The sequence below is a fragment of the Streptomyces sp. NPDC017940 genome (genome assembly GCF_044328435.1).
Classification (GTDB): domain Bacteria; phylum Actinomycetota; class Actinomycetes; order Streptomycetales; family Streptomycetaceae; genus Streptomyces.
Map to the genome: position 1 here is coordinate 796,021 of NZ_JBIRHJ010000004.1, position 24,071 is coordinate 820,091.

A 24,071-nucleotide genomic window follows, 5' to 3' on the forward strand; every position below is an offset into this window, starting at 1 on the left:
TACACACGCTCGTTCGACCGACTTCCGAGGGATACCAGCCCCCGGGTACGAGCGTCTACTCTTCGCTGGACTCTCCGCTGGCAAACGCGAGTCGGGGCGGCCACGACCCGGGAGGCGGCCTTGTCCACATCAGCTTCGGCACCGCACACGGAGCCCACCGAGCCCGGTGGCGCAGCCGCCCGCGCCCGCGGGCTGACGAAGGCGTACGGCTCCGGTGAGACGGCGGTGATCGCCCTGGACGCGGTGGACGTGGACATCGCGCGCCGGCGGTTCACGGCCGTGATGGGTCCTTCCGGTTCCGGCAAGTCCACGCTGATGCACACTCTGGCCGGCCTCGACTCGGTCTCCGCGGGTCAGGTGTGGCTCGGCGAGACGGAGATCACCGGCCTGAAGGAGCGCGAGCTGACGCAGCTCAGGCGGGACCGGGTGGGCTTCATGTTCCAGTCGTTCAACCTCATCCCGACACTGACCGCGCGCGAGAACATCACGCTGCCCATGGACATCGCGGGTAAGCGCCCCGACTCCGAGTGGCTGGAGCACGTCATCGACACGCTCGGCCTGCGCGACCGGCTGCGGCACCGGCCCGCGCAGCTCTCGGGCGGGCAGCAGCAGCGCGTGGCGTGCGCGCGCGCCCTCGCCTCCCGCCCGGAGCTGATCTTCGCCGACGAACCGACCGGCAACCTCGACTCGCGGGCGGGTCTCGAGGTCCTCGGGTTCCTGCGCGATGCGGTGGACGCACTGGGCCAGACGGTGGTCATGGTGACCCACGACCCGGCCGCCGCCGGCCACTCCGACCTCGTACTCTTCCTCGCGGACGGCCGGATCGTGGACGAGATGCCGCGGCCCACGGCGGAGGGGGTCCTGGAGCGGATGAAACGCTTCGACGCGCTCCAGGGCGCACGTCCCGCACTCCAAGGCGAACGGCCCGTGCCTGAGGGCGCCGTCCCGCCCGCGCGCCCCAGCCCGCAAAGCGCCGTTCCACCCGCGCCCGAAGGCGCCGCCCCGCCTACGCGGTCCACCCCTGCGGGCCCTCAGGCGCCCGGCTCCCCCGACGACCCGGCCACCCAGGACTGAGGCGGTTACCCGTGCTGAAGGCCACGCTCCGCAGCTTCCTCGCGCACAAGGGCAGGCTGGCCCTGTCCGCGCTCGCCGTGATCCTGTCGGTGGCGTTCGTCGCGGGCAGTCTGATCTTCTCCGACACCGTCGCCCGCACCTTCGACCGGCTCTTCGCGTCCACCTCCGCCGACGTGACGGTCGCGCCCGCGGACGACGACCTCGACGAGAGCCTGCCGACGGGACGGACCCCGACCCTGCCCGCGGCGGTGGCACGGCAGCTCGCGAAGGTCGACGGCGTCGCCGCCACGCACGTGGACGCGGAGGTCGAGAACATCACGGTCGTCGACCGCGACAACAACACCGTCAGCCCCACGAGCGGCGCGCCCACGATCGCCTCCAACTGGTACGAGACCGACCGCAGCCCGGTGCGGCTCACCTCGGGCCGGGCCCCACGCGGCGCCGGGGAGGCCCTGGTCGACGCGGACACCGCGGACAAGAAGGACGTGGAGATCGGGGACACGCTGTCGGTCCTCGCCGCACCCGGCTCGTTCAAGGTCCGGGTCGTCGGCATCGTCACGTTCACGACCACCAACCCCGGCGCGGCCCTCGTCTTCCTGGACACACCTACCGCGCAGGCCAAGCTGCTCGGTGACAGGGGCGCGGCGACCGGCATCGCCGTCGACGCCGCGCCCGGAGTCCCCGACGCCGAGCTGAAGCGCCGTATCGCCGCCGAACTCGGCACCTCCTACGACCTGAAGACCGCGGACGAACAGGCCGAGTCGGCCGCGTCCGAGCTCGGCGGCTTCCTCGACGTCATCAAGTACGTGATGCTCGGCTTCGCCGGCGTCGCGGTCCTCGTCGGCATCTTCCTGATCGTCAACACCTTCTCGATGCTCATCGCGCAACGCACCCGCGAACTGGGGCTGCTGCGCGCGCTCGGCGCCGACCGCAGGCAGGTGCGCCGCTCGGTACTGATCGAGGCCGTGCTGCTCGGCGTGGTCGGCTCCACCCTCGGCCTCGCCGCCGGAATCGGACTGGCCGCCGGACTCATCGAGCTGATGGGTCTGCTCGGCATGAACCTGAAGTCCACGGAGATGGTGATCGCCTGGCCGACACCGGTGGTGTCGTACGTGGTCGGGGTGGGCGTCACCTTCCTCGCGGCGTACCTGCCCGCGCGCCGGGCCGCGCAGGTGTCCCCCATGGCGGCGCTCGCGGACGCCGAGATCGCGGGTGTGGGGCGGCCGTTGCGGACACGGGCCGTCGTCGGCGGGGTCGTGGCGGCGGCCGGGGTCGCCGCGCTCGTCGGGTGCGCGGCCTCGTCCGACACCTCGACGTCGGCGTCGCTGCTCGGCCTCGGTGTCGTCCTCAGCCTCGTCGCCACCGTCGTGGCGGGCCCGCTCCTGGTGCGTCCGGTGATCCGGGTGCTCGGCGGCGCCTTCCCCGCCCTGTTCGGCTCGGTGGGCCGGATGAGCCAGCGCAACGCGCTGCGCAACCCGCGCCGCACCGGCGCCACGGCGGCCGCGCTGATGGTGGGCCTGGCCCTGGTCGGCGGGTTGTCGGTGGCCAGCGCCTCCATGACCAAGTCGTTCGACGAGCAGATCGACAAGACCCTCGGCGCGGACTTCGTCGTGCAGAACAACGCGTTCATGCCGTTCCCCCTCGAGGTCACCGAGAAGGTGCGGGCCACCGAGGGCACCACCGACGTCGTACGCAACCGCTTCACCCCGCTGAAGCTGCGCACGCCCGACGGCGGGACGACCAGGACGACCGCCGCCGGGTACGGACCACAGCTCGACGACGTCGTGAAGATGACGTACGCGCAGGGCAGTTCGGCGCGGGCCCTGGCCCCCGGAAACCTCGCGATGGACCGGGACTACGCCGAGGACCACGGCGTCCGCCTCGGTTCGGTACTGCCCGTGGAGTTCCCCGACAAGCGCGGGGCCCGACTGACCGTGGCCGCGCTCACCGACCTGGACGGGCCCGAGGGCCCCGGCATGCGGGGCGGGGTGTTCATGGGACTCGACACGCTGGAGAAGCACGTGCCCGACGGCCAGGACTCCGCCGTGTACGTGAATGCCGCGCCGGGCACGGACGCCGACACCCTGCGCGACCGTCTGGACGCCGCTCTCGACCCGTACCCGCAGGTCCAGGTGCGCGACCAGGCCGACTACAAGAAGCTGATACGCAATCAGATCGCCGTGATGCTGTATCTCGTGTACGCGCTCCTCGGCCTCGCGATCGTGATCGCGGTGCTGGGCGTGGTCAACACCCTGGCCCTGTCGGTCGTCGAGCGCACCCGGGAGATCGGGCTGCTCCGCGCGATCGGCCTCGCGCGGCGGCAGCTGCGCCGCATGATCCGCCTGGAGTCGGTGGTGATCGCGGTGTTCGGGGCGGTGCTCGGTCTCGTACTCGGTCTGGTGTGGGGGGTGTCCATGCATCAGGTCCTGGAGTTGCAGGGGCTGACGGCGTTCGCGGTGCCGTGGTCGACGGTCGTGGCCGTCGTCGTGGGCTCGGTGGTGGTCGGGATCGTCGCGGCGCTCCTTCCGGCGCTGCGGGCGTCGCGCATGAACGTCCTGGAGGCGATCGCGCACGAGTGAGGGGGCGCCCCTCGCGTGCGGGCCCCGGGCGGTGGTGGGATACCGCCGAGAACGATCTACGTGTACGGCCCGCACCCCCGACGTGCGCCGCAGCCGGAGTGGAGCCGCTGGGTGAAGCCGCTCACCGACTGAAGCGGTGCGGCGGGGGTAAGCGGCACAGCGGGGACACCCGGCGGGGATCACACGGTGTCGTTGAGTTACATGATGTCACCCAGAGTCACATGGAGTCCAGTGTTTTGCCGATCCTTTAACATGGTCGGATCATTCGCATTCGAACCTTACGGAAAGGTGTGAGCGTCCGCCCATGGGCGAGCCTCCCAGTACCACCAGCACCAGTACCCGACATCGCGCATTCACCACGCCCGTGGCCGACCATGGGACGGAGGTGACCCGATGACCGAAGTGCTTCTGCTTCTCCTGGCGGTGCTGCTCTCGCTCGCGTGCGGCGTCTTCGTCGCCGCGGAGTTCTCGCTCACCACCGTGGAGCGCAGCGACCTGGAGCGTGCCGTCGAACGCGGCGAGCGGGGCGCCGCCAGCGCCCTCAAGGCCGTCAAGAACCTCACCTTCCAGCTCTCCGGCGCCCAGCTCGGCATCACCGTGACCGGCCTCGTCGTCGGCATGCTCGCCAAACCGGCCATCGGAGATCTCATCGAGGGCCCGCTGAACGCCGCCGGCGTGCCCGACTCCGCGTCCTCGACGGTCGCCCTCATGCTCGGCACCGCCCTGTCGACGATCTTCCTGATGGTCGTTGGTGAGCTGGTACCCAAGAACTGGGCGATCTCCTCACCCCTAGCCATCGCCAAGCGCGTGGCGACGCCGCAGCGCTTCTTCAGCGCCGCGTTCAGGCCCTTCATCAAGCACCTGAACAACACGGCGAACCGCGCGGTGCGCCGCATCGGCATGGAGCCCACCGAGGAGCTCGCCTCGGCGCGCGGCCCCAAGGAGCTGGTCGCCCTTGCGCGGCACTCCGCCAAGGAGGGCGCCCTGGAGCCGGACACCGCCGAGCGGTTCATGCGCACGCTGAACCTGGCCGACCTCACCGCGGAGAACGTCATGACCCCGCGCGTGCAGGTCGTCGCCCTCGACGTGCAGGCCACCTGCGAGGACGTCGCCAACGCCACCCGTGCGACCGGTCTGTCCCGGTTCCCGATCTACCGCGGCAGCCTCGACTCGGTCGTCGGTGTCGTCCACATCAAGGACATCCTGGCCGTGCCCGCCGAGCGCAGGCCGCGCCAGTCCGTGCACGAGCTGATGCGCGAACCGCTGCTCGTACCGGAGTCGCTGACCGTCGAACGCCTCCTGGACCGGCTCTCGGGCAAGCGCACCATGGCCGTCGTCATCGACGAGTACGGCGGCACGGCGGGCGTCGCAACCCTGGAGGACATCGTCGAGGAAGTCGTCGGCGAGGTCCACGACGAGCACGACCCGCACGAGACGCCCGACCTCGCACCGGCGGGCACCGACGAGGACGGCCGCGCGCTGTACTCGGCGGACGGTGCCGCACGCACCGACCAGCTCGCCCGCGTGGGCCTGCGGGCGCCCGACGGCCCGTACGAGACGCTGGCAGGCCTTGTCGCCACCGAGCTCGGCCGCATCCCCGCCGCCGGAGACACGGTCGAGGTGGCCCACTGGCGTCTGGACGTCATGGACGCCACGGGCCGCCGCGCCGCCCGGGTGCTGCTGCACGCGCCCGCCGACGCCGCGGACGACGAGCCCGAGGAGGACGATCGATGACCGCCATACAGCTGCTGATCGGCCTGGCGACGCTCGTCGTCAACGCCTTCTTCGTCGGCGCCGAGTTCGCCCTGATCTCCGTGAGGCGCAGCCAGATCGAGCCGCACGCCGAGGACGGCGACCGGCGCGCCAAGAGCGTCCTGTGGGGCCTGCGGCACGTGTCCGTCCTCATGGCCGCCGCACAGCTCGGCATCACGCTGTGCACCCTGGTGCTCGGCGTCGTCGCCGAGCCCGCGATCGCGCATCTCCTGGAACCGATCTTCAACGGTGTGGGCGTGCCGCACGGCCTCGTCCACCCGATCTCGTTCGTCATCGCGCTGGCCGTGGCGACGTATCTGCACATGCTGCTCGGCGAGATGATCCCGAAGAACATCGCCCTGGCCGAGCCGGTACGCAGCGCGCTGCTGCTCGGGCCGCCCCTGGTGACGTGCGCGCGGGCGCTGCGCCCGCTCGTCTTCGCGATCAACGCGTTCGCCAACGCGATCCTGAAGCTGCTGCGGGTCGAGACGAAGGACGAGGTCGCGGCCACCTTCTCGGACGCCGAGCTGGCCCGTCTGGTACAGGACTCCAGCGACGCGGGCCTGATCGACGACCGGGCCCAGGAGCGCCTCCACGAAGCCTTGGAGCTGGGTCGTCGCCCGGTGCGTGACGTGGTGCTTCCGCTGGAGCGCGTGAAGTACGCGCACGTGGGCGTCACGCCGGAACAACTGGAGGCGCTATCGGCCGAGACCGGCTTCTCCCGCTTCCCCGTCGTCGACGAGGGGCGCCGCATCGTCGGCTACCTCCACGTCAAGGACGCCCTCGACGTCAGCCCGCGGGACCTGCCGTTCCGGGTGGCGGACATGCGGTCCATCGCCAGGGTACGGGCGGCCACCCCGCTGGACGACGTCCTGACGGCCATGCGGGGCAGCCGCACCCATGTGGCCGCGGTGCTCGGCGAGGACGGCAGGCTTGCCGGGATGGTCACCATGGAGGACGTCCTGCGGGAGCTGTTCGGCCAGCCTGTGTGAGGTGCCCTTCCCCCCTGACCGCAGGCCCCCGGGCCGCTGAGTCCTGCGGTCAGGGGCCTTGGCTTGCGGTCGGGGGTCCTGGACCGAGCCCCCGCGGTCCGCGGCCCAGGGGCCGGCCTGGGACCAAGCCCTTGCGGTCCGCGGCCCAGGGGCCTGGGGTGCGGCCCCAGGTCGGGGCCGCGAGGCGGGGGTACCCGCCACGGCACGGGGCTGGGCCTCGGTCCACCGGAACCGCCCGGGCCACCTACGGCAGCTCCGGCACCCCCGGCAGCTCCGGCACCCCCGGCGGCTCCGGCGGCTCCGGCGGCTCCGGCGGCTCCGGCGGCTCCGGCGGCTCCGGCGGCTCCGGCGGCTCCGGCGAGGGCGGGATACCATCGCATCGCCATGCAGATCGATCCCCATCACACAAGCCTCGTCGCGATCGGCGACTCCTTCACCGAGGGCATGTCCGATCTGCTGCCGGACGGCAGCTACCGCGGCTGGGCCGATGTCCTCGCCGAGCGTCTCGCGACCCGCGCCCCCGGATTCCGCTACGCCAACCTCGCCGTACGCGGCAAGCTCATCGGTCAGATCGCCGAGGAACAGGCCCCCATGGCCGCCGCACTCGGCGCCGATGTGGTCACCCTCGTCGGCGGCCTCAACGACACCCTGCGGCCCAAGTGCGACATGGGGCGCGTGCGCGGGCTGCTGGAACACGCGGTGGAGACCCTCGCCCCGGCCTGCAAACAACTGGTCCTGATGCGCAGCCCCGGCCGCCAGGGCCCGGTCCTCGAACGGTTCCGCCCCCGCATGGAAGAACTCTTCCACTACGTCGACGAACTCGCGGACCGGCACGGAGCCGTCGTCGTCGATCTGTACGGGTCCACGGCGCTCGGGGACCAGCGGATGTGGGACGTGGACCGGCTGCACCTGACGGCGGAGGGACACCGCCGCGTCGCCGAGGCGGTGTGGCAGACACTCGGCCACGAAGAGGTGGACGACTGGCGCACACCGCTGCCGCCCGCGGCTCGCGCCGCCTGGGCCGCCCGCCGGGCGAGCGACCTGCGCTTCGCACGGCAGCACCTGGGCCCCTGGATCGGCCGCCGACTGACCGGCCGCTCGTCCGGTGACGGCCGCGTGGGCGCTCACGTGGATCCCGGGACCGGCCGCGCGTTCTGGGTCACGCCGAACGATCCGGCGGCCCCGGGCCCCGTCCAGACCTGGCGCCGCGTGGAACCGGACACAGCCTGACCCGGCCCACCTCTTGTAGCTTCCGACGATCCGGCCCATGGCGCTGGCCTGCACAAACCGACAGTAGAATGGCCGACTGTGACTGCTGCGCCTGCAAAGCCCCGTATCCCGAACGTCCTCGCCGGGCGTTACGCCTCCACCGAGCTCGCGATGCTCTGGTCGCCCGAGCAGAAGGTGAAGCTGGAGCGCCGCCTCTGGCTCGCCGTCCTGCGCGCCCAGAAGGACCTCGGCATCGATGTGCCGGACGCCGCGATCACCGACTACGAGCGGGTGCTCGACCAGGTCGACCTGGCCTCCATCGCCGAGCGCGAGAAGGTCACCCGGCACGATGTGAAGGCCCGCATCGAGGAGTTCAACGCCCTCGCCGGTCACGAGCACGTCCACAAGGGCATGACCTCCCGCGACCTCACCGAGAACGTGGAGCAGTTGCAGGTTCGCCTCTCCCTCGAACTGGTCAGGTCCCGCACCGTCGCCGTCCTCGCCCGCCTGGGCAGGCTCTCCGGTGAGTACGCCGAGCTGGTCATGGCCGGCCGCTCCCACAACGTCGCCGCCCAGGCCACCACCCTCGGCAAGCGCTTCGCCACGGCCGCCGACGAGCTGCTCGTGGCCCACCGCCGCCTGGAGGACCTCCTCGGCCGCTACCCGCTGCGCGGCATCAAGGGCCCCGTCGGCACCGCCCAGGACATGCTCGACCTGCTCGGCGGCGGCACCGACAAGCTCACCGAACTCGAAGGCCGCATCGCCTCCCACCTCGGCTTCGACCGTGCCTTCACCTCCGTCGGTCAGGTCTACCCCCGCTCCCTCGACTACGAGGTGGTGACGGCGCTCGTGCAGCTCGCCGCCGCCCCGTCCTCGCTGGCCAAGACGATCCGCCTGATGGCCGGGCACGAACTGGTCACCGAAGGCTTCAAGCCCGGCCAGGTCGGCTCGTCCGCGATGCCGCACAAGATGAACACCCGCTCCTGCGAGCGCGTCAACGGCCTGACCGTCATCCTCCGCGGCTACGCCTCGATGACCGCCGAGCTGGCCGGGGACCAGTGGAACGAGGGCGACGTCTCCTGCTCGGTCGTGCGCCGCGTGGCCCTGCCCGACGCCTTCTTCGCGCTGGACGGCCTGCTGGAGACGTTCCTGACGGTCCTTGACGAGTTCGGCGCTTTCCCAGCTGTCGTCGCCCGCGAGCTGGACCGCTATCTGCCCTTCCTCGCCACCACCAAGGTGCTCATGGCGTCCGTACGGGCCGGTGTGGGCCGTGAGGAGGCCCACGAGGCGATCAAGGAGAACGCCGTCGCCGCCGCCCTCGCCATGCGTGAGCAGGGCGCTGAGCGCAACGAACTCCTGGACAAGCTCGCCGCCGACTCTCGCATCCCGCTGGACCGCGCCCAGCTGGACGAGCTGATGGCCGACAAGTTGTCGTTCACCGGTGCCGCGAGCGACCAGGTCGCCACGGTCGTCGCCCAGGTCGAGGCCGTCCTCAAGGAGCACCCGGAGGCGGCGGCCTACAAGCCCGGCGCGATTCTCTAGGTTCGGTGGTTCGGCCATGACGGTCCTCTGATCTCCGAGTCGGTCGGGTGATCTCTGTGTCGGTCGGGTCGTTCGTACTCCTGCGGGCGGGTCGCGGCTCGCGCACTGGGTGGGGTCAGCTCCTCCCCCGGTGTGTGCCGCGGCCCGCCTTGCGTATGCGGTTCACCACGAACACCAGGACAGCCAGGGCGACGACGCCGAGCACGGCCTTCGAGTACAGGCCGACCACGTCGGCGACCTCGTGCCAGCGGCTGCCGAGGCCGTAGCCGAGCAGCACGAACACGCTGTTCCACAGCAGGCTGCCCAGCGTCGTGAGGCCCAGGAAAACGGGCAGCGGCATCCGCTCCACACCGGCCGGTATCGAGATCATGCTGCGGAAGATCGGGATCATGCGGCCGAAGAACACGGCCTTGGTGCCGTGCCGGCTGAACCACGCCTCCGTCTTCTCTATGTCCGACGTCTTGACCAGCGGCAGGCGTGCGGCGACGGCGACCGTGCGGTCCCGGCCCAGCAGGGCGCCGACCCAGTACAGCGCGAGGGCCCCGACGACCGAGCCGACCGTCGTCCACAGCAGGGCCGCCAGGAGGCTGAACTTGCCCTGGCTGGCGGCGAACCCGGCCAGGGGCAGGATCACCTCGCTGGGCAGGGGCGGGAACAGATTCTCCAGCGCGATCGCCGCGCCGGCACCGACCGCGCCGAGCGAGTCCATGAGATCCGCCGCCCACCCCGCTATGCCGCCCGCGGGGGCGTCGGCGGGCGCGGCCGCATGCGCCACGTGCGTGGGTCCAAAGACGGGTGGGGCCGGTGCCGCGACGGACTCGGGTGCGGCAGCGAGCGTGTGCTGAGCGGTGAGGATCATGTCTTCGACGGTACGAAATCGCAGGCAGCCCCGGTATGAGGGCGGCCGCACAGTTGCGCTGCGGGACGCCGCAGGCACCACTTGCGGAACGCCGCAGGCACCCTCTGCGGGACGCCGTAGATACCGCCTGCGGCCTACCGCAGACAGCTTTGCGGTTTTCCGCAGTCCGCTCCGCGCACCGCTCGGCTAGCGTGATTGATCATGCGAAACTTCCTCGTCCGCCGACTGCGCGTCACCGCCGGAGTCCTCCTCGGATTCCTCAGCGCCGCCGTCGAGCTGGTCCTGACGCTGGCGTCCGGGCTGTGGCTGCTCGTCACACTCGGGCGCTCCGCCGACGAGCGCCGCGGCGAGACCCCGATACTCGCGGGCGCCCGCCGGTGGGCGGGATGGCAGCGACGCCGGATGACTCTCTGGTACGGCCCGGACCCGACAGGCGTCACCGCGCCGCTGACCGGCATGCCCGCCCTCGCCTATGTGTCCACACGCTGGACGGTGGGCGTCCTGGGCGGAGTGGTGCTCCTGGCGGCTGTCTCCGGTGCCGGTTACGCGTCGCTGCTGGTGTGGGGCTGGTTCTGGGTCGACCTCGACCGGTGGCCGGTGACCATGGTGCTCTCCGGGTGCGGGGGCCTGTTCCTCCTCTTTCTGAGCATGCAGGGAGTGCATGCCGTGGCGTTGATGGACGAGCAGCTGGCACGGCATTTCCTCAGCCCCAGCGACCGCATGAGCATGCAGCGACGCATCGGGGAGCTGGCGGAGAGCCGCGCCGGAGTCGTGCAGGCCGTCCACGACGAGCGGCGGCGCATCGAGCGGGATCTGCACGACGGCGTCCAGCAGCGTCTTGTGGCCCTCGGGATGCTGCTCGGCAGGGCCCGCCGGGCGCCGGACCCCGGCAAGTCCGCCGAGCTGCTCCGCCAGGCCCACGAGGAGTCGCAACAAGCACTGGTGGAGCTGCGAGAGGTGGCATGGCGCGTGTATCCGGCGGCGCTCGACGAGGGCGGACTCGCCGCCGCCCTGGAATCGGTGGCCGAGCGGGCCGCGATACCCGTCCGGCTCTCCTGCGACCTGCGGGACATACCCCCGCCGACGGCGCAGGCAGTCGCGTACTTCGTCGCGGCCGAAGCGGTGACGAACGCGGTCAAGCACTCCGGCGCCGGCCTGGTGACGGTGCGGGCCGACCGTACGGGCACGCTGCTGCGGCTGTGTGTGGAGGACGACGGCCGCGGTGGGGCGGACCCGTGCGGGAGCGGGCTGCTGGGCCTGACCCGCAGGGTCGCAGCGCTCGACGGTACGTTGACGGTGGCCAGTCCGGCCGGAGGCCCCACTGTCATCACCGCGGAGTTGCCATGCGTGTAATGCTCGCCGACGACTCGACGCTGCTGCGCGAGGGCCTGGCCCGGCTGCTCGCCGACGAGGGCCACGAGGTGACGGCGTCCGTGGGGGACGCGAGCGCCCTGCTCGAGGCGATCACCGCTGAGCCGCCGGACGCCGCCGTGGTGGATGTGCGGATGCCGCCGACGCACACCGACGAGGGGCTGCGGGCCGCCCTGGAGATCCGCCGGACCTGGCCGGAGACCGGGGTTCTCGTCCTGTCGCAGTATGTCGAACGGCGGTATGCCACCGACTTGTTGACGACGGGGACGGAGGGGGTGGGGTATCTGCTCAAGGACCGAGTCGTCCAGGTCGACGAGTTCTTGGACGCGCTCGACCGCGTCGGTGCGGGCCGGACGGCGTTCGACCCGGAGGTGGTACGACAGTTGCTGACGTTCAGCAGCCATGTGGACCCCTTGCAGCGGCTGACGGAGCGGGAGCGTGAGGTGCTCGCCAAGATGGCGCAGGGCCATACGAACGCTGCCATCGCGGAGCAGCTGCACGTTTCGCAGAGCGCCGTGGAGAAGTATGTGAACGCGATCTTCGACAAGCTGGAGCTGTCCGGTGTCACGGGCTACAGCCGCCGGGTGCTCGCGATCCTGCGCTTTCTTGGTTCGTGAGGACGAAGGGCAACGCGGTTCGTGAGGACGAAGGGCCGCGTGCTTCGTGAGGGCGGAGGGCCGCGTGAGAGGAGCAGAGTGAGCTTGCGGTCCTGCCGTGTCAACCGCGCCGTGTGTTGTTGCGCGGCCGTCGGCCGTAGGGGCGTTCAGAGGCCGACGTCCCGGCTGCGGAAGTCCTCCAGGGACTCACGCCGTACGAGGAGGCGGGCGTGGCCGTCGGCGACGGCGATGACGGGGGGACGGCCGACGAGGTTGTAGCCGGAGGCCATCGACAGGTGGTAGGCGCCGGCGACGGGGACGGCGAGCAGGTCGCCGGGGCGGATGTCGGACGGTAGCGCGATGTCCGCGGCGAGCACGTCGCCGGCCTCGCAGTGGCGACCGACGACGGTCACGGGCGCGGGCGCGGCGGTGGAACGGCGGCCGATGAGGCGCGGCAGATAGCGGACGCCATAGAGAGCAGGGCGCGGGTTGTCGCTCATGCCACCGTCGACGGCGACGAAGGTGTGGTCGTTGGTGCGTTTGACGGACAGGACGCGGTAGAGGGCGACGCCCGCGGGCCCGGCGATGGCGCGCCCGGGTTCGACGATCAGACGGGGGACGGCGAGGCCTGTGGCGGCGCAGCTCTCGGCGAGTTCGGCGCGTACCTTGCGGGCGAGGGAGGGGATGTCGAGGGCGCTCTCGCCAGGGTGGTAGGCGATGCCGTGGCCGCCGCCGAGGTCCAGTTCGGGGAGGGTGATGCCGTGGTGGTCCTTGATGCGTGCCATCAGGCCGACCAGGCGGCGCACCGCGCACAGGAAGGGTTTTTCGGCGGTGATCTGCGAACCCAAGTGGCAGTGCAGGCCGACCAGTTCAAGGCTGGGCTGGTCCAGTATGCGGGCGATGGTGTGTTGCGCGGAGCCGTCCGTGATGGACAGGCCGAACTTCTGGTCCTCGGTACCCGTCTGGATCTTGCTGTGACCGCCGGCGGCGATGCCGGGGACGACCCGTACGAGGACCTTCTGACGGCTGCCGGGCGGCACGGCTGCGGCCAGGCGTGCGATCTCCGAAGCGCTGTCGATGACGATGCGGCCGACGCCGAGGCGCAGGGCGGCGCGCAGGTCCTCGGGGCTCTTGGCGTTGCCGTGCAGGACGATGCGGGCGGCGGGGAAGCCGGTGGTGACGGCCAGTTCGAGTTCACCGGCGGAGGAGACGTCGAGGCCCAGGCCCTCCTCGGCGACCCAGTGGGCCATGGCACGACAGAGGAACGCCTTGGCGGCGTACAGGACGTCGGTGTCGGGAAAGGACTGCACGTAGGTGCGGCAGCGCCCCCGCACCTCGGCCTCGTCGAGCAGATAGGCCGGGGTGCCGAAGCGGTCGGCGACCTCGGTGAGGGGGACACCGCCGACGGCCAGGTCGCCGTGGGCGAGGTGGGCGGTGGAGTGCGGCCAGACGGCCAGGCCGCCGTCGCCACCACCACCGTCGCCGCACTCGCCGCCCTGGCGGCAATCGCCGCCACCATCGCCGTCGTCGGAGGTAAGGGACGTGATGTGACCGCCGGTCACCGGAGTCACAGGGGCCGCTGCGGCCAGCGGGGCCGCCGGGGCCGCTGGCGTCTCCGGAATCGCCGGTGCCGCGGGGCTGGCCGCGGGGATGTCCGCAAAAGTCATGGCTGGCTTCTCGTTTCGCCTCGTCGTCGTCTTCACAGTTGCCTTCAGGCCGGTCCCCTTCAGGCCAGCTGCCGCCAGGCCAGCTGTGCCAGGCCAGCTGCCGCCAGATCAGTTGTCCTCAGCCGAGCCACGCGGTCAGTGCGCCGACCGGAGGAGCTGCCCCGGTGACGCGCAGGGCGCCGACGGCCCGGGGGGCCCATGCGCGATCCCGCGCGGCGCGCAGCGGAGTGTGCCGGGGTGGGGCCACGGAGGCGGCGAGAGGCGCGAGCGGGGCGGGGGTCAGACGGGGGTCGACGGTGACCGCGGTGATGCCCAGGGGTTCGGTGAGGGCGCGCAGGGCGGGCTCGGAGAGCCGGATCCAGGGCTGGCGGGCGCCGAGTGCGTCGGTGAGACGTAGTGGTGTGGTGAAGCCGACGGCGGTGCGGCCACCGACGGAAGTGCGGAACAGGCGGGCGACACAGCCCGCGGGTCCCGGCCGGACGGGTACGAAGAGCGGTCCGGCCGGGCGGCGTTCGGAGGGCTCGGGGTCTTCCCCGTACACCAGTTGCTGCGCCATGTGATTCCTCCTTGAAGCGATTGAGGAGACTTGCGGAGCCTTGAGGACACTTGCGGAGCGCTGAGGACACTTCCGGAGGCCCACGAGGTCCGCAGGGGTTTTTCCGAGGCCTGCGGGGGCTTACGGAAGCCCGCGGGGGCACTCGGGGGCTCGCGGGACCTCGGAAGGCGCGAGGAGTCCCATGCGTTCCGGCGGACCCACGTAGATCCGGGCGGTCGCCCGGGTGTCGGGCGGCGAGCGCCGGGCACACAGTGACGGTATGCCCGGCACGGGGTGTCATCCGACCAGTCATGACGCGCCGTTGACGGTAAAAGGCAACACGCTGACATTCTGCTGACGCGCGGCCCGGTCGACGGGCCCGAACGAGTGAGGACCCGCGTGCGGATAGTGACGTGGAACGTGTGGTGGCGTTTCGGCCCGTGGCAGCAGCGGAGGAAGGCGATCCGTACGGTGCTGCGCGAACTGCGGCCGGACGTCGTGGGCTTGCAGGAGGTGTGGGAACGGGACGGCGAGAACCTCGCGGAATGGCTGGCGGGGGAGCTCGACCTGCACTGGACGTGGGAGCCTTCGCGGACCCCCGAACGGTGGCAGCGGCGCATCGACGACCCGACGGTGGCCTTCGGCAACGCGGTCCTGAGCCGCTGGCCCATCGCGGAGCGCGCCGTGTCCCAGCTGCCGCCGCTCGACGCGGCGGACGACGGCCGCGTCGCGCTGCACGCGCGCATTGCCGCTCCCGGGCAGGACGTGCCCTTCTTCACCACCCACCTGTCGTCTCCGCCGCACGCGTCGGCGACGCGGTGCGCCCAGGTCGCGGCGCTCGCGGAGTGCGTCGCGAAGCACCGGGGCGGCACGGACTTCCCGCCCGTGGTCACGGGTGACTTCAACGCCTGGCCGGACTCGGACGAGATGCGGCTGCACGGCGGATACCGTACGGCTCCCGCGGTTCCGGGGCAGGTGCTTCTGGACGCCTGGGAGTACGCCGACCCGGGCGCGGCGTCCGCCACTTGGGACGCGGCGAACCCGTACGTGGCGCTGACGTTCGAGCCGAGCGCCCGGATCGACTACGTCCATGTCGGCCCGCCGGGCCCGGGCGGTCTCGGCGCGGTGCGCGGGATACGGCGTGCGGGTGACGGCCCGGTCGGCGGAGTCTGGCCGTCCGACCACGCCGCGGTGGTCGCGGACCTGCGGGGCGACGCGCACCCGGCCGACTGACTCCGCACGCCCGCGCAGAGCCCGGTCCGCGCGCCCCAGTCCCGCCCCAAAGCCCCAACTCTCACCTCCGTACGCCCACACCTGGGACCACGCCTACGGGTACGGGTACGAGAACGCTTACGCGTATGCGCATCCCTACGCACACGCACCCCTACGCACACGCGCTCCCCTACGCACACGCGTACCCCTACGCCTCGAACCGGTACCCCATCCCCGGCGCCGTGATCAGATGCCGCGGATGGGCCGGGTCCGGTTCCAGCTTGCGGCGCAGCTGAGCCATGTACACCCGCAGGTAGTTGCTCCGCGCGCCGTGCGTCGGCCCCCACACCTCCGCGAGGAGCTGCTGCCGCCCCACCAGGCGGCCGCGGTGGCGGACCAGGACCTCCAGGAGGTGCCACTCCGTCGGCGTGAGCCGCACGGCCCGACCGTCCCGTAACGCCTTCTTGGCGGCCAGGTCGAGGGTGAATCCTTCGGTCTCGACGACGGTCGCGGCGGTGACCTCGTCGCGCTGCGCGGCGTGCGGCCTGCGGACGGCGGCCCGCAGCCGGGCGAGGAGTTCGTCCATGCTGAACGGCTTGGTGATGTAGTCGTCGGCACCCGCGTCGAGCGCCGCGACCTTCTCGGCGGAGGCCTGACGGGCGGACACGACGAGGATCGGCGCACGGCTGGAGCCGCGCAGCCATCTGATCACGTCGATGCCGTCCATGTCGGGCAGCCCGAGATCAAGAAGGACCACGTCGGGCGGTCGCGCCGACGCGAGACGCCGGGCACTGGCCCCGTCGACCGCCGCGTCCACCTCGTACTTGCGTGCCCTGAGGTTGATCTCCAGAGCCCGTACGAGCTGCGGGTCGTCCTCGACCACCAGCACCCGGGTCATCGGTTGCCGCCTCCTGGAGGTACGTGCGGGCAGGCCACACGCGGTGCGGTCCGGTGCCCTCGAAAGTGTCCGGTCCCGTGAAGCAAAGCGACCACCAGCGGATCACCAGCCGCCCCTGACGCCTCTCATACGGCAGCCGGGGCGGACTTGACGCCACCCTGACGGCACTCGCCCGTACCCGGTACCTGCCGCGGATGTCTCTGCCCGCGGCGCCGGTGGCCGCGGGCAGAGACCCCTTACGGACGGACGATCACGCCCGGACGGGGCAGTCGCACCTGCTGGGATGGTCACAGCCCGCCCCCCAGCGGAACTGTGCGCGCCGCCGTCGGCGTGCGTCGCGCTCCCCCCGGGGTGCGTGCGTCGCGCTCCCCGCGGGTGCGTGCGGCACGCTCCCGCGGGCAACGGCCCTGCGTCACGGGTTCGCTCGTCCGTTCCCCCGCGGTGACCAGTCTTGGTCGCGCCGCAGCTCATCCCCTATTTGTTGACGCCACCCTGACGCGCACAGTGATCTTCTTGACGCTTCCTTGACGCGGGAGAGAGGAGGGTGAGTGACAGACACACGAAGAGGCTGCGCCTGTATGAGTAGAAACCGCCCCACACTCCCCTCTTATTACTCACGGGTAATAGCGGGCCGTCCGTCCGAGTTCAAGTCCGATCCGGAGAGTGCAAGGTCACAGCGTCGCCCCAGCACGGGGCCGGGATTCCGCCCTAGCATCGGGATATGACGGTCCTGCCTGATGACGGGCTTTCGCTGGCCGCCGAGTTCCCTGATGCGACCCATGAGCAGTGGCAGCGCCTGGTGGAAGGCGTACTGCGCAAGTCGGGTAAGGACGTATCGGGGTCGGCGGCCGAGGAAGCGCTGTCCACCGCGCTCGAGGACGGGCTCAGCACCCGCCCCCTGTACACCGCACACGACGCCGGGGCCCTGGCCGATGTGGGCCATCCGGGTTTCGCCCCGTTCGTACGGGGCGGCCGCGCCGCGGGCAGTGCGGCGGCGGGCTGGGACGTGCGGCAGCGGCACGCCACGGGCGACCCCGTACGCACGAACGAGTCGGTGCTCGCCGACCTCGAGAACGGCGTGACATCCCTGTGGCTCACCCTGGGCCCCAACGCCCTGCCGGTCCCCGGTCTCGAGCGGGCGCTGGACGGCGTCTTTCTCGACCTGGCTCCTGTCGTTCTCGACGCGGGCGCCGATGTCGGGCCCGCCGCACGGGAGTTGCTCCGTCTGATCGAGGCCGCGGGCGTCGCGAAGGACGCGGCGCGCGGCAACCTCGGCGCGGACCCGCTGGCGTACGAGGCGCGCGCGGGCACGGAGGCGGGGACCGACGCCGCCGTCGAGCTCGCGCGACTGTGCGGCCGGGAGTACGGCGGCCTGCGCGCGCTCACCGTGGACGCGCTGCCGTACCACGAGGCGGGGGGCTCGGCGGCGCAGGAGCTCGGTGCGTCCCTCGCCACCGGCGTCGCCTATCTGCGGTTGCTCACGGGCGCGGGCCTCACCCTCCAGGAGGCGTGCGCGCAGCTGGAGTTCCGGTACGCGGCCACGGCCGACCAGTTCCTGACCATCGCCAAGCTCCGTGCGGCCAGGCGCCTCTGGGCGCGCGTCGCCGAGGCGTGCGGGGACGCCGACGCGGGCGCGCAGCGCCAGCACGTGGTGACGTCGCCGGTGATGATGGCGCGCCGCGACCCGTGGGTGAACATGCTGCGCACGACCGTGGCCTGCCTCGGTGCCGGAGTGGGCGGCGCGGACGCGGTCACGGTGCTGCCCTTCGACCACTCCCTGGGCCTGCCGGACGCCTTCGCCCGCCGCATCGCCCGCAACACCTCGACGATCCTCCTGGAGGAGTCGCACCTGGCGCGGGTCGTCGACCCGGCGGGCGGCTCCTGGTACGTGGAGCGGCTCACCGCCGAACTCGCGCACAAGGCATGGGAGTTCTTCCAGCAGATCGAGGGCGCGGGCGGCCAGGCCGCGGCCCTGCGTTCCGGCATGCTCGGCGACAGCCTCGCGGCGACGTGGGCGAAGCGCTCCAAGAAGCTCGCCGAGCGCCGCGAACCGGTCACCGGCGTCAGCGAGTTCCCCAACCTGACGGAGAAGCCGGTCGAGCGTGAGCCGGTGCCCGCCGCACCCGCGGGCGGCCTGCCGCGGGTGCGCCGCGACGAGGCGTACGAAGCCCTGCGAGCCCGCTCCGACGCGCATCTGGCGAAGACAGGTACCCGCCCGAAGGTGTTCCTCGCCGCGCTCGGCCCTGCCGCCGCGCACACCGCGCGTGTCTCCTTCGCCGCGAACCTCTTCCAGGCGGGCGGGATCGAGGCCGTGCACGACCCGGTGACGGTGGACGCGGCGGACGCCGCGGGCGCACTGAAGGCCAGCGGGGCGCGCGTGGCGTGCGTGTGCTCCAGCGACGCGCTGTACACGGCCGAGGGTGCCGCGGTCGCCGCGGCGCTGACCGCGGCGGGTGCCGAGCGCGTGTTCCTCGCGGGGCGTCCCGGTACGGACGCCGCTCTCGACGCGGCCGTCACCCACGTCTTCGCGGGCTGCGACGCCGTCGCCGTGCTCTCCTCCACCCTCGACCTCATGGGAGTGGCGCCATGACCGTCCCCGACTTCTCCGGCATCGGCCTGGAGCCGGACGCGGCCCCGCAAGGCTCCGCCGAACAGTGGCGCGCCGCGGTCGAGGCGGCCACCGGCAAGGACGCCGACGACCTGCTGTGGGAGACCCCGGAGGGCATCGCGGTCAAGCCGCTGTACACGGGCGCCGACCTGGAGGGCCTGGACTTCCTCGGCACCTACCCGGGCGTCGCGCCGTATCTGCGCGGCCCCTATCCGACGATGTACGTCAACCAGCCCTGGACCATCCGGCAGTACGCGGGATTCTCCACCGCGCAGGAGTCCAACGCCTTCTACCGCCGCAATCTCGCGGCCGGCCAGAAGGGCCTCTCGGTCGCGTTCGACCTGCCGACGCACCGCGGCTACGACAGCGACCATCCGCGGGTGACCGGCGACGTCGGCATGGCGGGCGTGGCCATCGACTCCCTGTACGACATGCGTCAGCTGTTCGACGGCATCCCGCTGGACAGGATGACGGTGTCGATGACGATGAACGGCGCGGTCCTTCCCGTACTCGCGCTGTACATCGTCGCCGCCGAGGAGCAGGGCGTGCCGCCGGAGAAGCTGGCGGGGACCATCCAGAACGACATCCTCAAGGAGTTCATGGTCCGCAACACCTACATCTATCCGCCGAAGCCCTCGATGCGGATCATCTCCGACATCTTCTCGTTCACGTCGCAGAAGATGCCGCGCTACAACTCCATCTCGATCTCCGGCTACCACATCCAGGAGGCCGGGGCCACGGCCGATCTGGAGCTGGCGTACACGCTCGCCGACGGCGTCGAGTACCTGCGGGCGGGGCGCGAGGCGGGCCTGGACGTGGACGCGTTCGCGCCGCGGCTCTCGTTCTTCTGGGCAATCGGCATGAACTTCTTCATGGAGGTCGCCAAGCTGCGCGCGGCACGCCTGCTGTGGGCGAAGCTGGTCAAGCAGTTCGAGCCCGAGAACGCCAAGTCCCTGTCGCTGCGCACGCACTCGCAGACCTCCGGCTGGTCGCTGACCGCGCAGGACGTGTTCAACAACGTGACCCGCACCTGTGTGGAGGCGATGGCCGCGACGCAGGGGCACACGCAGTCCCTGCACACGAACGCCCTGGACGAGGCACTCGCGCTGCCCACCGACTTCTCGGCGCGCATCGCCCGCAACACCCAGCTGCTGCTCCAGCAGGAGTCGGGCACGTGCCGGGTCATCGACCCGTGGGGCGGCAGCGCGTACGTGGAGAAGCTGACGTACGACCTGGCGCGCCGCGCCTGGCAGCACATCCAGGAGGTCGAGGCGGCGGGCGGCATGGCGCAGGCCATCGACGCGGGCATCCCGAAGCTGCGCGTGGAGGAGGCCGCGGCCAGGACGCAGGCGCGCATCGACTCCGGGCGGCAGCCGGTGATCGGCGTGAACAAGTACCGGGTGGACAGCGACGAGCAGATCGAGGTCCTGAAGGTCGACAACTCCTCGGTGCGCGCCCAGCAGATCGACAAGTTGCGGCGGCTGCGCGAGGAGCGCGACGACGCGGTGTGCCAGGACGCGCTGCGCCGGCTGACGGCCGCCGCGGGGAGCGGCTCGGGTCCGGGGCTCGAAGGCAATCTCCTCGCGCTCGCGGTGGACGCGGCCCGTGCGATGGCGACGGTCGGAGAGATCTCGGACGCGCTGGAGAAGGCGTACGGGCGGCACGCGGGCCAGATCCGTACGATCTCCGGTGTGTACCGCACCGAAGCAGGCCCCTCGCCGTCCGTGGAGCGCACCCGTGCCCTGGTGGAGTCCTTCGAGGAGGCCGAGGGGCGCCGCCCGCGCATCCTGGTCGCCAAGATGGGCCAGGACGGGCACGACCGCGGCCAGAAAGTGATCGCTACCGCCTTCGCCGATCTGGGCTTCGACGTCGACGTCGGCCCGCTGTTCCAGACGCCCGCGGAGGTGGCGCGGCAGGCCGTCGAGGCGGACGTGCACATCGTCGGCGTCTCTTCGCTGGCGGCCGGTCATCTCACGCTGGTCCCTGCCCTGCGTACGGAGCTCGCCGCCGAGGGCCGCGAGGACATCATGATTGTCGTGGGCGGTGTGATCCCGCCGCAGGACGTGGACGCCCTGCACGAGGCGGGTGCGGCGGCGGTGTTCCCGCCCGGCACGGTCATCCCGGACGCGGCGTACGACCTGGTACGGCGGCTGGCCGCCGGGCTCGGCCACGACGGTGCGCCGGTACCGGACCCGAACCAGGGTCCGGACCCGGACCCGGACCCGGACACCGGATCAAGCCCTGGTTCCGGCCCGGGCTCCGACTCCGGCCGCGCCGGGCTGTGAGCCGCTGAGCCCATGGCACCGAGGATCGATCTCGACACATATGTGAAGGGCGTGCTCGACGGCAAGCGTGCGCACATCGCGCGCGCGATCACGCTCGTGGAGTCCACCCGAGCCCAGCACCGCGTACTGGCGCAGCAGTTGCTGACGGAACTGCTCCCGCACGCCGGACGGGCCCGGCGGATCGGCATCAGCGGGGTGCCGGGCGTGGGGAAGTCCACGTTCATCGACGCGCTCGGCACGATGCTGACGTCGCTCGGCCACCGCGTGGCCGTACTCGCCGTGGACCCGTCGTCGTCGCGGACGGGCGGCTCCATCCTGGGCGACAAGACCCGCATGGAGCGCCTGTCGGTGGACCCGAAGGCGTTCGTGCGGCCCTCCCCCACCGCAGGCACGCTCGGCGGGGTGGCGAAGGCGACCCGCGAGTCCATCGTGGTGATGGAGGCGGCCGGATACGACGTGGTGCTCGTGGAGACCGTGGGCGTCGGCCAGTCGGAGACGGCCGTGGCCAACATGGTCGACACATTCCTGCTGCTCACCCTCGCCCGCACCGGCGATCAGCTCCAGGGCATCAAGAAGGGCGTCCTGGAGCTCGCGGACGTGATCGCCGTCAACAAGGCGGACGGGCCGCACGAGCGGGACGCGCGCTCGGCCGCGCGGGAGCTGGCCGGTGCCCTGCGGCTCATGCATCCCGCGGACGCGGCGTGGACGCCGCCCGTCCTCAGTTGCAGCGCCCGCGAGTCGAAGGGCCTCGACACCCTCTGGGAGCGGCTCGAACAGCACCGTGAGCTCCTGGACTCCACAGGCCGCCTCGCCGCCAAGCGGCGTGACCAGCAGGTCGACTGGACATGGACGATGGTCAGGGACGAACTGCTCGGCAGGCTGCACGCCCATCCCGACGTGCGACGGCTCGCGCCCCAGCTGGAACAGCGGGTGCGTGCGGGGACGCTGACGGCGACCGTGGCGGCGGAGCAGATCCTGGACGCGTTCCGGCGCCCTGACGGCGAAGCGGATACGACACAGCGTTCCGATGGCGAACCGCATACCTAACAGCGTTGGCGTTCCGACGGCGAACCGAACGCTCCACAGCGATCCGCCAGTGAACGCTCCACAGCGTTCCGACAGTGAAGAGGGAACAGTTCATTGAGCCCCGACGTCCCACCGGTCCGCACCCGCGTCGAGGGCCGCGCGGGCCACATCGTCCTGAACCGCCCGCGCGCCCTGAACGCACTCGACCACCCGATGGTCCGCCTCGTCGACGAGGCGCTCACCGCGTGGGAGCACGACGACACCGTCCGGACGGTCGTCATGAGCGGGGCCGGTGAGCGCGGCCTGTGCGCAGGCGGTGACATCCGGGCCGTACGCGAGGACATCCTCGCGGGCGGCGGCGCGGCGTCGGCGGCGTACTGGCGCGACGAGTATCTGCTCGACGCCCGGATCGCCCGCTACCCGAAGCCGTACGTCGCGCTGATGGACGGCTTCGTGATGGGCGGCGGTGTCGGCGTATCGGCCCACGGCGACGTACGGGTCGTCACGGAGCGGTCCCGCGTCGCCATGCCCGAGACGATCATCGGTTTCGTCCTGGACGTGGGCGCCACGTTCCTCCTGACGCGTGCGCCGGGCGAGCTGGGCACACACATGGCGCTGACCGGCACGACGGTGTCCGCGGCCGACGCGGTGCTGTGCGGCCTCGCCGACCACTACGTCCCGTCGGGGCGCCTCGCGGAGTTCACCGCGGCCCTCGCGGACGCGGACCCGGCGGAGGCCGTCCGGCAGTACGCGGAGGCGGTGCCCGCGAGCGAACTCGCCGTGCGCCGCGAGTGGATCGACTCCTGCTACGCCGCCGACTCGGTGGAGGAGATCGTCGACCGCCTCCAGTCCTGCGGTGAGCCGGCGGCCAAGGAGGCTGCCGACGACCTCCTGTCGCGCTCCCCCACGGCGCTGAAGGTCACGCTCGCCGCCCTGCGCAGGGCGCGCCGCCTTCCCACCCTGGAGCAGGCGCTCGACCAGGAGTACCGCGTGTCGTGCGCCTGTCTGACGGCGCCGGACTTCCCCGAGGGGGTGCGGGCCCAGGTCGTCGACAAGGACCGGACGCCCCGCTGGTCCCCGGCCGACCTGGCATCGGTCACCGAGGCCGATGTGGAGCGGTTCTTCGAGCCGGGTGCGTACGGGGAGCTGGGTCTCGGCTCCGGGGAGTTGGACCGCGGCTCCGAGTGAGGGGCCGCTGCCGTTCACGGAGTGTCAGTCGTACACGCGGAACCGGCTACGGATGGGGACCGGCTACGCGAGGACCGGCTACGGATGGGGACCGGCTACGGAGGGTCGACTTCCGTGACGACGGCGACGAGTTGAAGCGCCCGACGCTCGCCCCAGCGGGCCACTCCCAGGGCTATCCAGTGCTCTTCGGCCCGCCACAGGTGCAGGTCGGGGACCGATTCGCTGAGCGTCGCCCAGGGGTCGGGAATCTCCGTCGGCCGAGCCATGGCACGGAGCAGCGCACTGGCGAGGCTGAAGTGCTGCGGCTCGCCCCAGCGCTGGGCCAGGAGCACGGTCAGGGCGTCCCGCTCGGCCTCGTACTGCTCCTCCGCCTCCCCGTGGGCCGTGCCGTCGTCGTCCCACAGCTGGTCCTGCGTCGCTAACTCCGCTATGTGGTAGCCCGGCCCGCCATAGCCGAACTCCGACCTGCCGGACGCCTCGGGGAAGCCGCGGGCGCGCAGCAGGTCGATGGCCGCGATGTGGTCTGCGCTGCTCATGGTGTCCAGTAAAGCGGCCGCCACTGACAATTGGCTTCCCATCAGGCGGCCCCGCCCCCCAGCCCGCTCGGTCAGCCACATCCTCCGCTCCCTCACTCCGTCAGACAGCCACGCCCCCGCCCCCTCGGACAGCTCTCCACCC

Annotated in this window: 18 protein-coding genes; 13 read left to right on the forward strand and 5 right to left on the reverse strand. The window is 71.7% G+C overall.

All coding sequences use genetic code 11. The features are described 5' to 3' along the window. Positions 1–120 precede the first annotated feature (120 nt). From ACH4DX_RS17880 to purB, 6 genes are all read left to right on the forward strand, one after another. Positions 121–1,074, forward strand: coding sequence for an ABC transporter ATP-binding protein (locus ACH4DX_RS17880; protein ID WP_398155766.1), 954 nt, complete (start codon positions 121–123; stop codon positions 1,072–1,074). Positions 1,075–1,085: 11 nt separating this feature from the next. Next, complete coding sequence (locus ACH4DX_RS17885; RefSeq protein WP_398155767.1) at positions 1,086–3,653, forward strand: ABC transporter permease; 2,568 nt, start codon at positions 1,086–1,088, stop codon at positions 3,651–3,653. A gap of 393 nt (positions 3,654–4,046) precedes the next feature. Further along, complete coding sequence (locus tag ACH4DX_RS17890) at positions 4,047–5,387, forward strand: hemolysin family protein (protein ID WP_398155768.1); 1,341 nt, start codon at positions 4,047–4,049, stop codon at positions 5,385–5,387. Then, positions 5,384–6,397 carry a hemolysin family protein gene (locus ACH4DX_RS17895; protein ID WP_398155769.1) on the forward strand — a complete coding sequence of 338 codons (1,014 nt, stop codon included), beginning with the start codon at positions 5,384–5,386 and terminating at the stop codon, positions 6,395–6,397. The genes ACH4DX_RS17890 and ACH4DX_RS17895 overlap by 4 nt, the downstream gene beginning before the upstream one ends. A gap of 384 nt (positions 6,398–6,781) precedes the next feature. After that, positions 6,782–7,627 (forward strand): SGNH/GDSL hydrolase family protein, encoded by an 846-nt coding sequence (locus tag ACH4DX_RS17900; protein ID WP_398155770.1) that lies wholly within the window; start codon positions 6,782–6,784, stop codon positions 7,625–7,627. Positions 7,628–7,705: 78 nt separating this feature from the next. Beyond that, positions 7,706–9,148 (forward strand): adenylosuccinate lyase, encoded by a 1,443-nt coding sequence (gene purB, locus ACH4DX_RS17905; protein WP_398155771.1) that lies wholly within the window; start codon positions 7,706–7,708, stop codon positions 9,146–9,148. A gap of 115 nt (positions 9,149–9,263) precedes the next feature. On the opposite strand, the gene ACH4DX_RS17910 is transcribed toward purB, so the two are convergent. Beyond that, complete coding sequence (locus ACH4DX_RS17910) at positions 9,264–9,857, reverse strand: DedA family protein (protein ID WP_398155828.1); 594 nt, start codon at positions 9,855–9,857, stop codon at positions 9,264–9,266. A gap of 351 nt (positions 9,858–10,208) precedes the next feature. On the opposite strand from ACH4DX_RS17910, the gene ACH4DX_RS17915 reads away from it, so the two are divergent. Both ACH4DX_RS17915 and ACH4DX_RS17920 read left to right on the forward strand, forming a co-directional pair. After that, the gene (locus ACH4DX_RS17915) at positions 10,209–11,360 is read left to right on the forward strand and encodes a sensor histidine kinase (RefSeq protein WP_398155772.1); all 1,152 of its coding nucleotides are present in this window, start codon (positions 10,209–10,211) and stop codon (positions 11,358–11,360) included. Beyond that, the gene (locus ACH4DX_RS17920) at positions 11,360–11,995 is read left to right on the forward strand and encodes a response regulator (protein ID WP_398155829.1); all 636 of its coding nucleotides are present in this window, start codon (positions 11,360–11,362) and stop codon (positions 11,993–11,995) included. Before ACH4DX_RS17915 ends, ACH4DX_RS17920 begins: the two co-directional genes overlap by 1 nt. A 146-nt stretch (positions 11,996–12,141) precedes the next feature. Here the strand turns inward: ACH4DX_RS17920 and lysA are convergent, their stop codons facing one another. Both lysA and ACH4DX_RS17930 read right to left on the reverse strand, forming a co-directional pair. After that, positions 12,142–13,641, reverse strand: coding sequence for a diaminopimelate decarboxylase (gene lysA, locus ACH4DX_RS17925; RefSeq protein WP_398155773.1), 1,500 nt, complete (start codon positions 13,639–13,641; stop codon positions 12,142–12,144). A 118-nt stretch (positions 13,642–13,759) separates the two neighbouring features. Next, positions 13,760–14,197 (reverse strand): SAV_915 family protein, encoded by a 438-nt coding sequence (locus ACH4DX_RS17930; protein ID WP_398155774.1) that lies wholly within the window; start codon positions 14,195–14,197, stop codon positions 13,760–13,762. A gap of 378 nt (positions 14,198–14,575) precedes the next feature. On the opposite strand from ACH4DX_RS17930, the gene ACH4DX_RS17935 reads away from it, so the two are divergent. Further along, a complete protein-coding gene (locus tag ACH4DX_RS17935; protein ID WP_398155775.1) occupies positions 14,576–15,409 on the forward strand; it encodes an endonuclease/exonuclease/phosphatase family protein in 834 nt (277 codons plus the stop codon). 187 nt (positions 15,410–15,596) lie between these two features. Here the strand turns inward: ACH4DX_RS17935 and ACH4DX_RS17940 are convergent, their stop codons facing one another. Continuing rightward, positions 15,597–16,286: a response regulator transcription factor gene (locus ACH4DX_RS17940; RefSeq protein WP_398155776.1), complete on the reverse strand. Its 690-nt coding sequence runs from the start codon at positions 16,284–16,286 to the stop codon at positions 15,597–15,599. Between the two features lie 721 nt (positions 16,287–17,007). On the opposite strand from ACH4DX_RS17940, the gene ACH4DX_RS17945 reads away from it, so the two are divergent. The 4 genes from ACH4DX_RS17945 (at position 17,008) to ACH4DX_RS17960 (ending at position 23,393) form a co-directional block, all read left to right on the forward strand. Next, positions 17,008–18,876: a methylmalonyl-CoA mutase family protein gene (locus tag ACH4DX_RS17945; protein WP_398155777.1), complete on the forward strand. Its 1,869-nt coding sequence runs from the start codon at positions 17,008–17,010 to the stop codon at positions 18,874–18,876. Then, positions 18,873–21,179, forward strand: coding sequence for a methylmalonyl-CoA mutase (gene scpA / locus ACH4DX_RS17950; protein ID WP_398155778.1), 2,307 nt, complete (start codon positions 18,873–18,875; stop codon positions 21,177–21,179). Before ACH4DX_RS17945 ends, scpA begins: the two co-directional genes overlap by 4 nt. 12 nt (positions 21,180–21,191) lie before the next feature. Then, positions 21,192–22,226: a methylmalonyl Co-A mutase-associated GTPase MeaB gene (meaB, locus tag ACH4DX_RS17955; protein WP_398155779.1), complete on the forward strand. Its 1,035-nt coding sequence runs from the start codon at positions 21,192–21,194 to the stop codon at positions 22,224–22,226. 93 nt (positions 22,227–22,319) lie between these two features. Next, positions 22,320–23,393 carry an enoyl-CoA hydratase/isomerase family protein gene (locus ACH4DX_RS17960; RefSeq protein WP_398155780.1) on the forward strand — a complete coding sequence of 358 codons (1,074 nt, stop codon included), beginning with the start codon at positions 22,320–22,322 and terminating at the stop codon, positions 23,391–23,393. A gap of 95 nt (positions 23,394–23,488) precedes the next feature. Here ACH4DX_RS17960 and ACH4DX_RS17965 read toward each other — a convergent pair whose 3' ends face one another. Then, positions 23,489–23,929 carry a hypothetical protein gene (locus ACH4DX_RS17965; protein ID WP_398155781.1) on the reverse strand — a complete coding sequence of 147 codons (441 nt, stop codon included), beginning with the start codon at positions 23,927–23,929 and terminating at the stop codon, positions 23,489–23,491. Between the last annotated feature and the right edge of the window lie 142 nt (positions 23,930–24,071).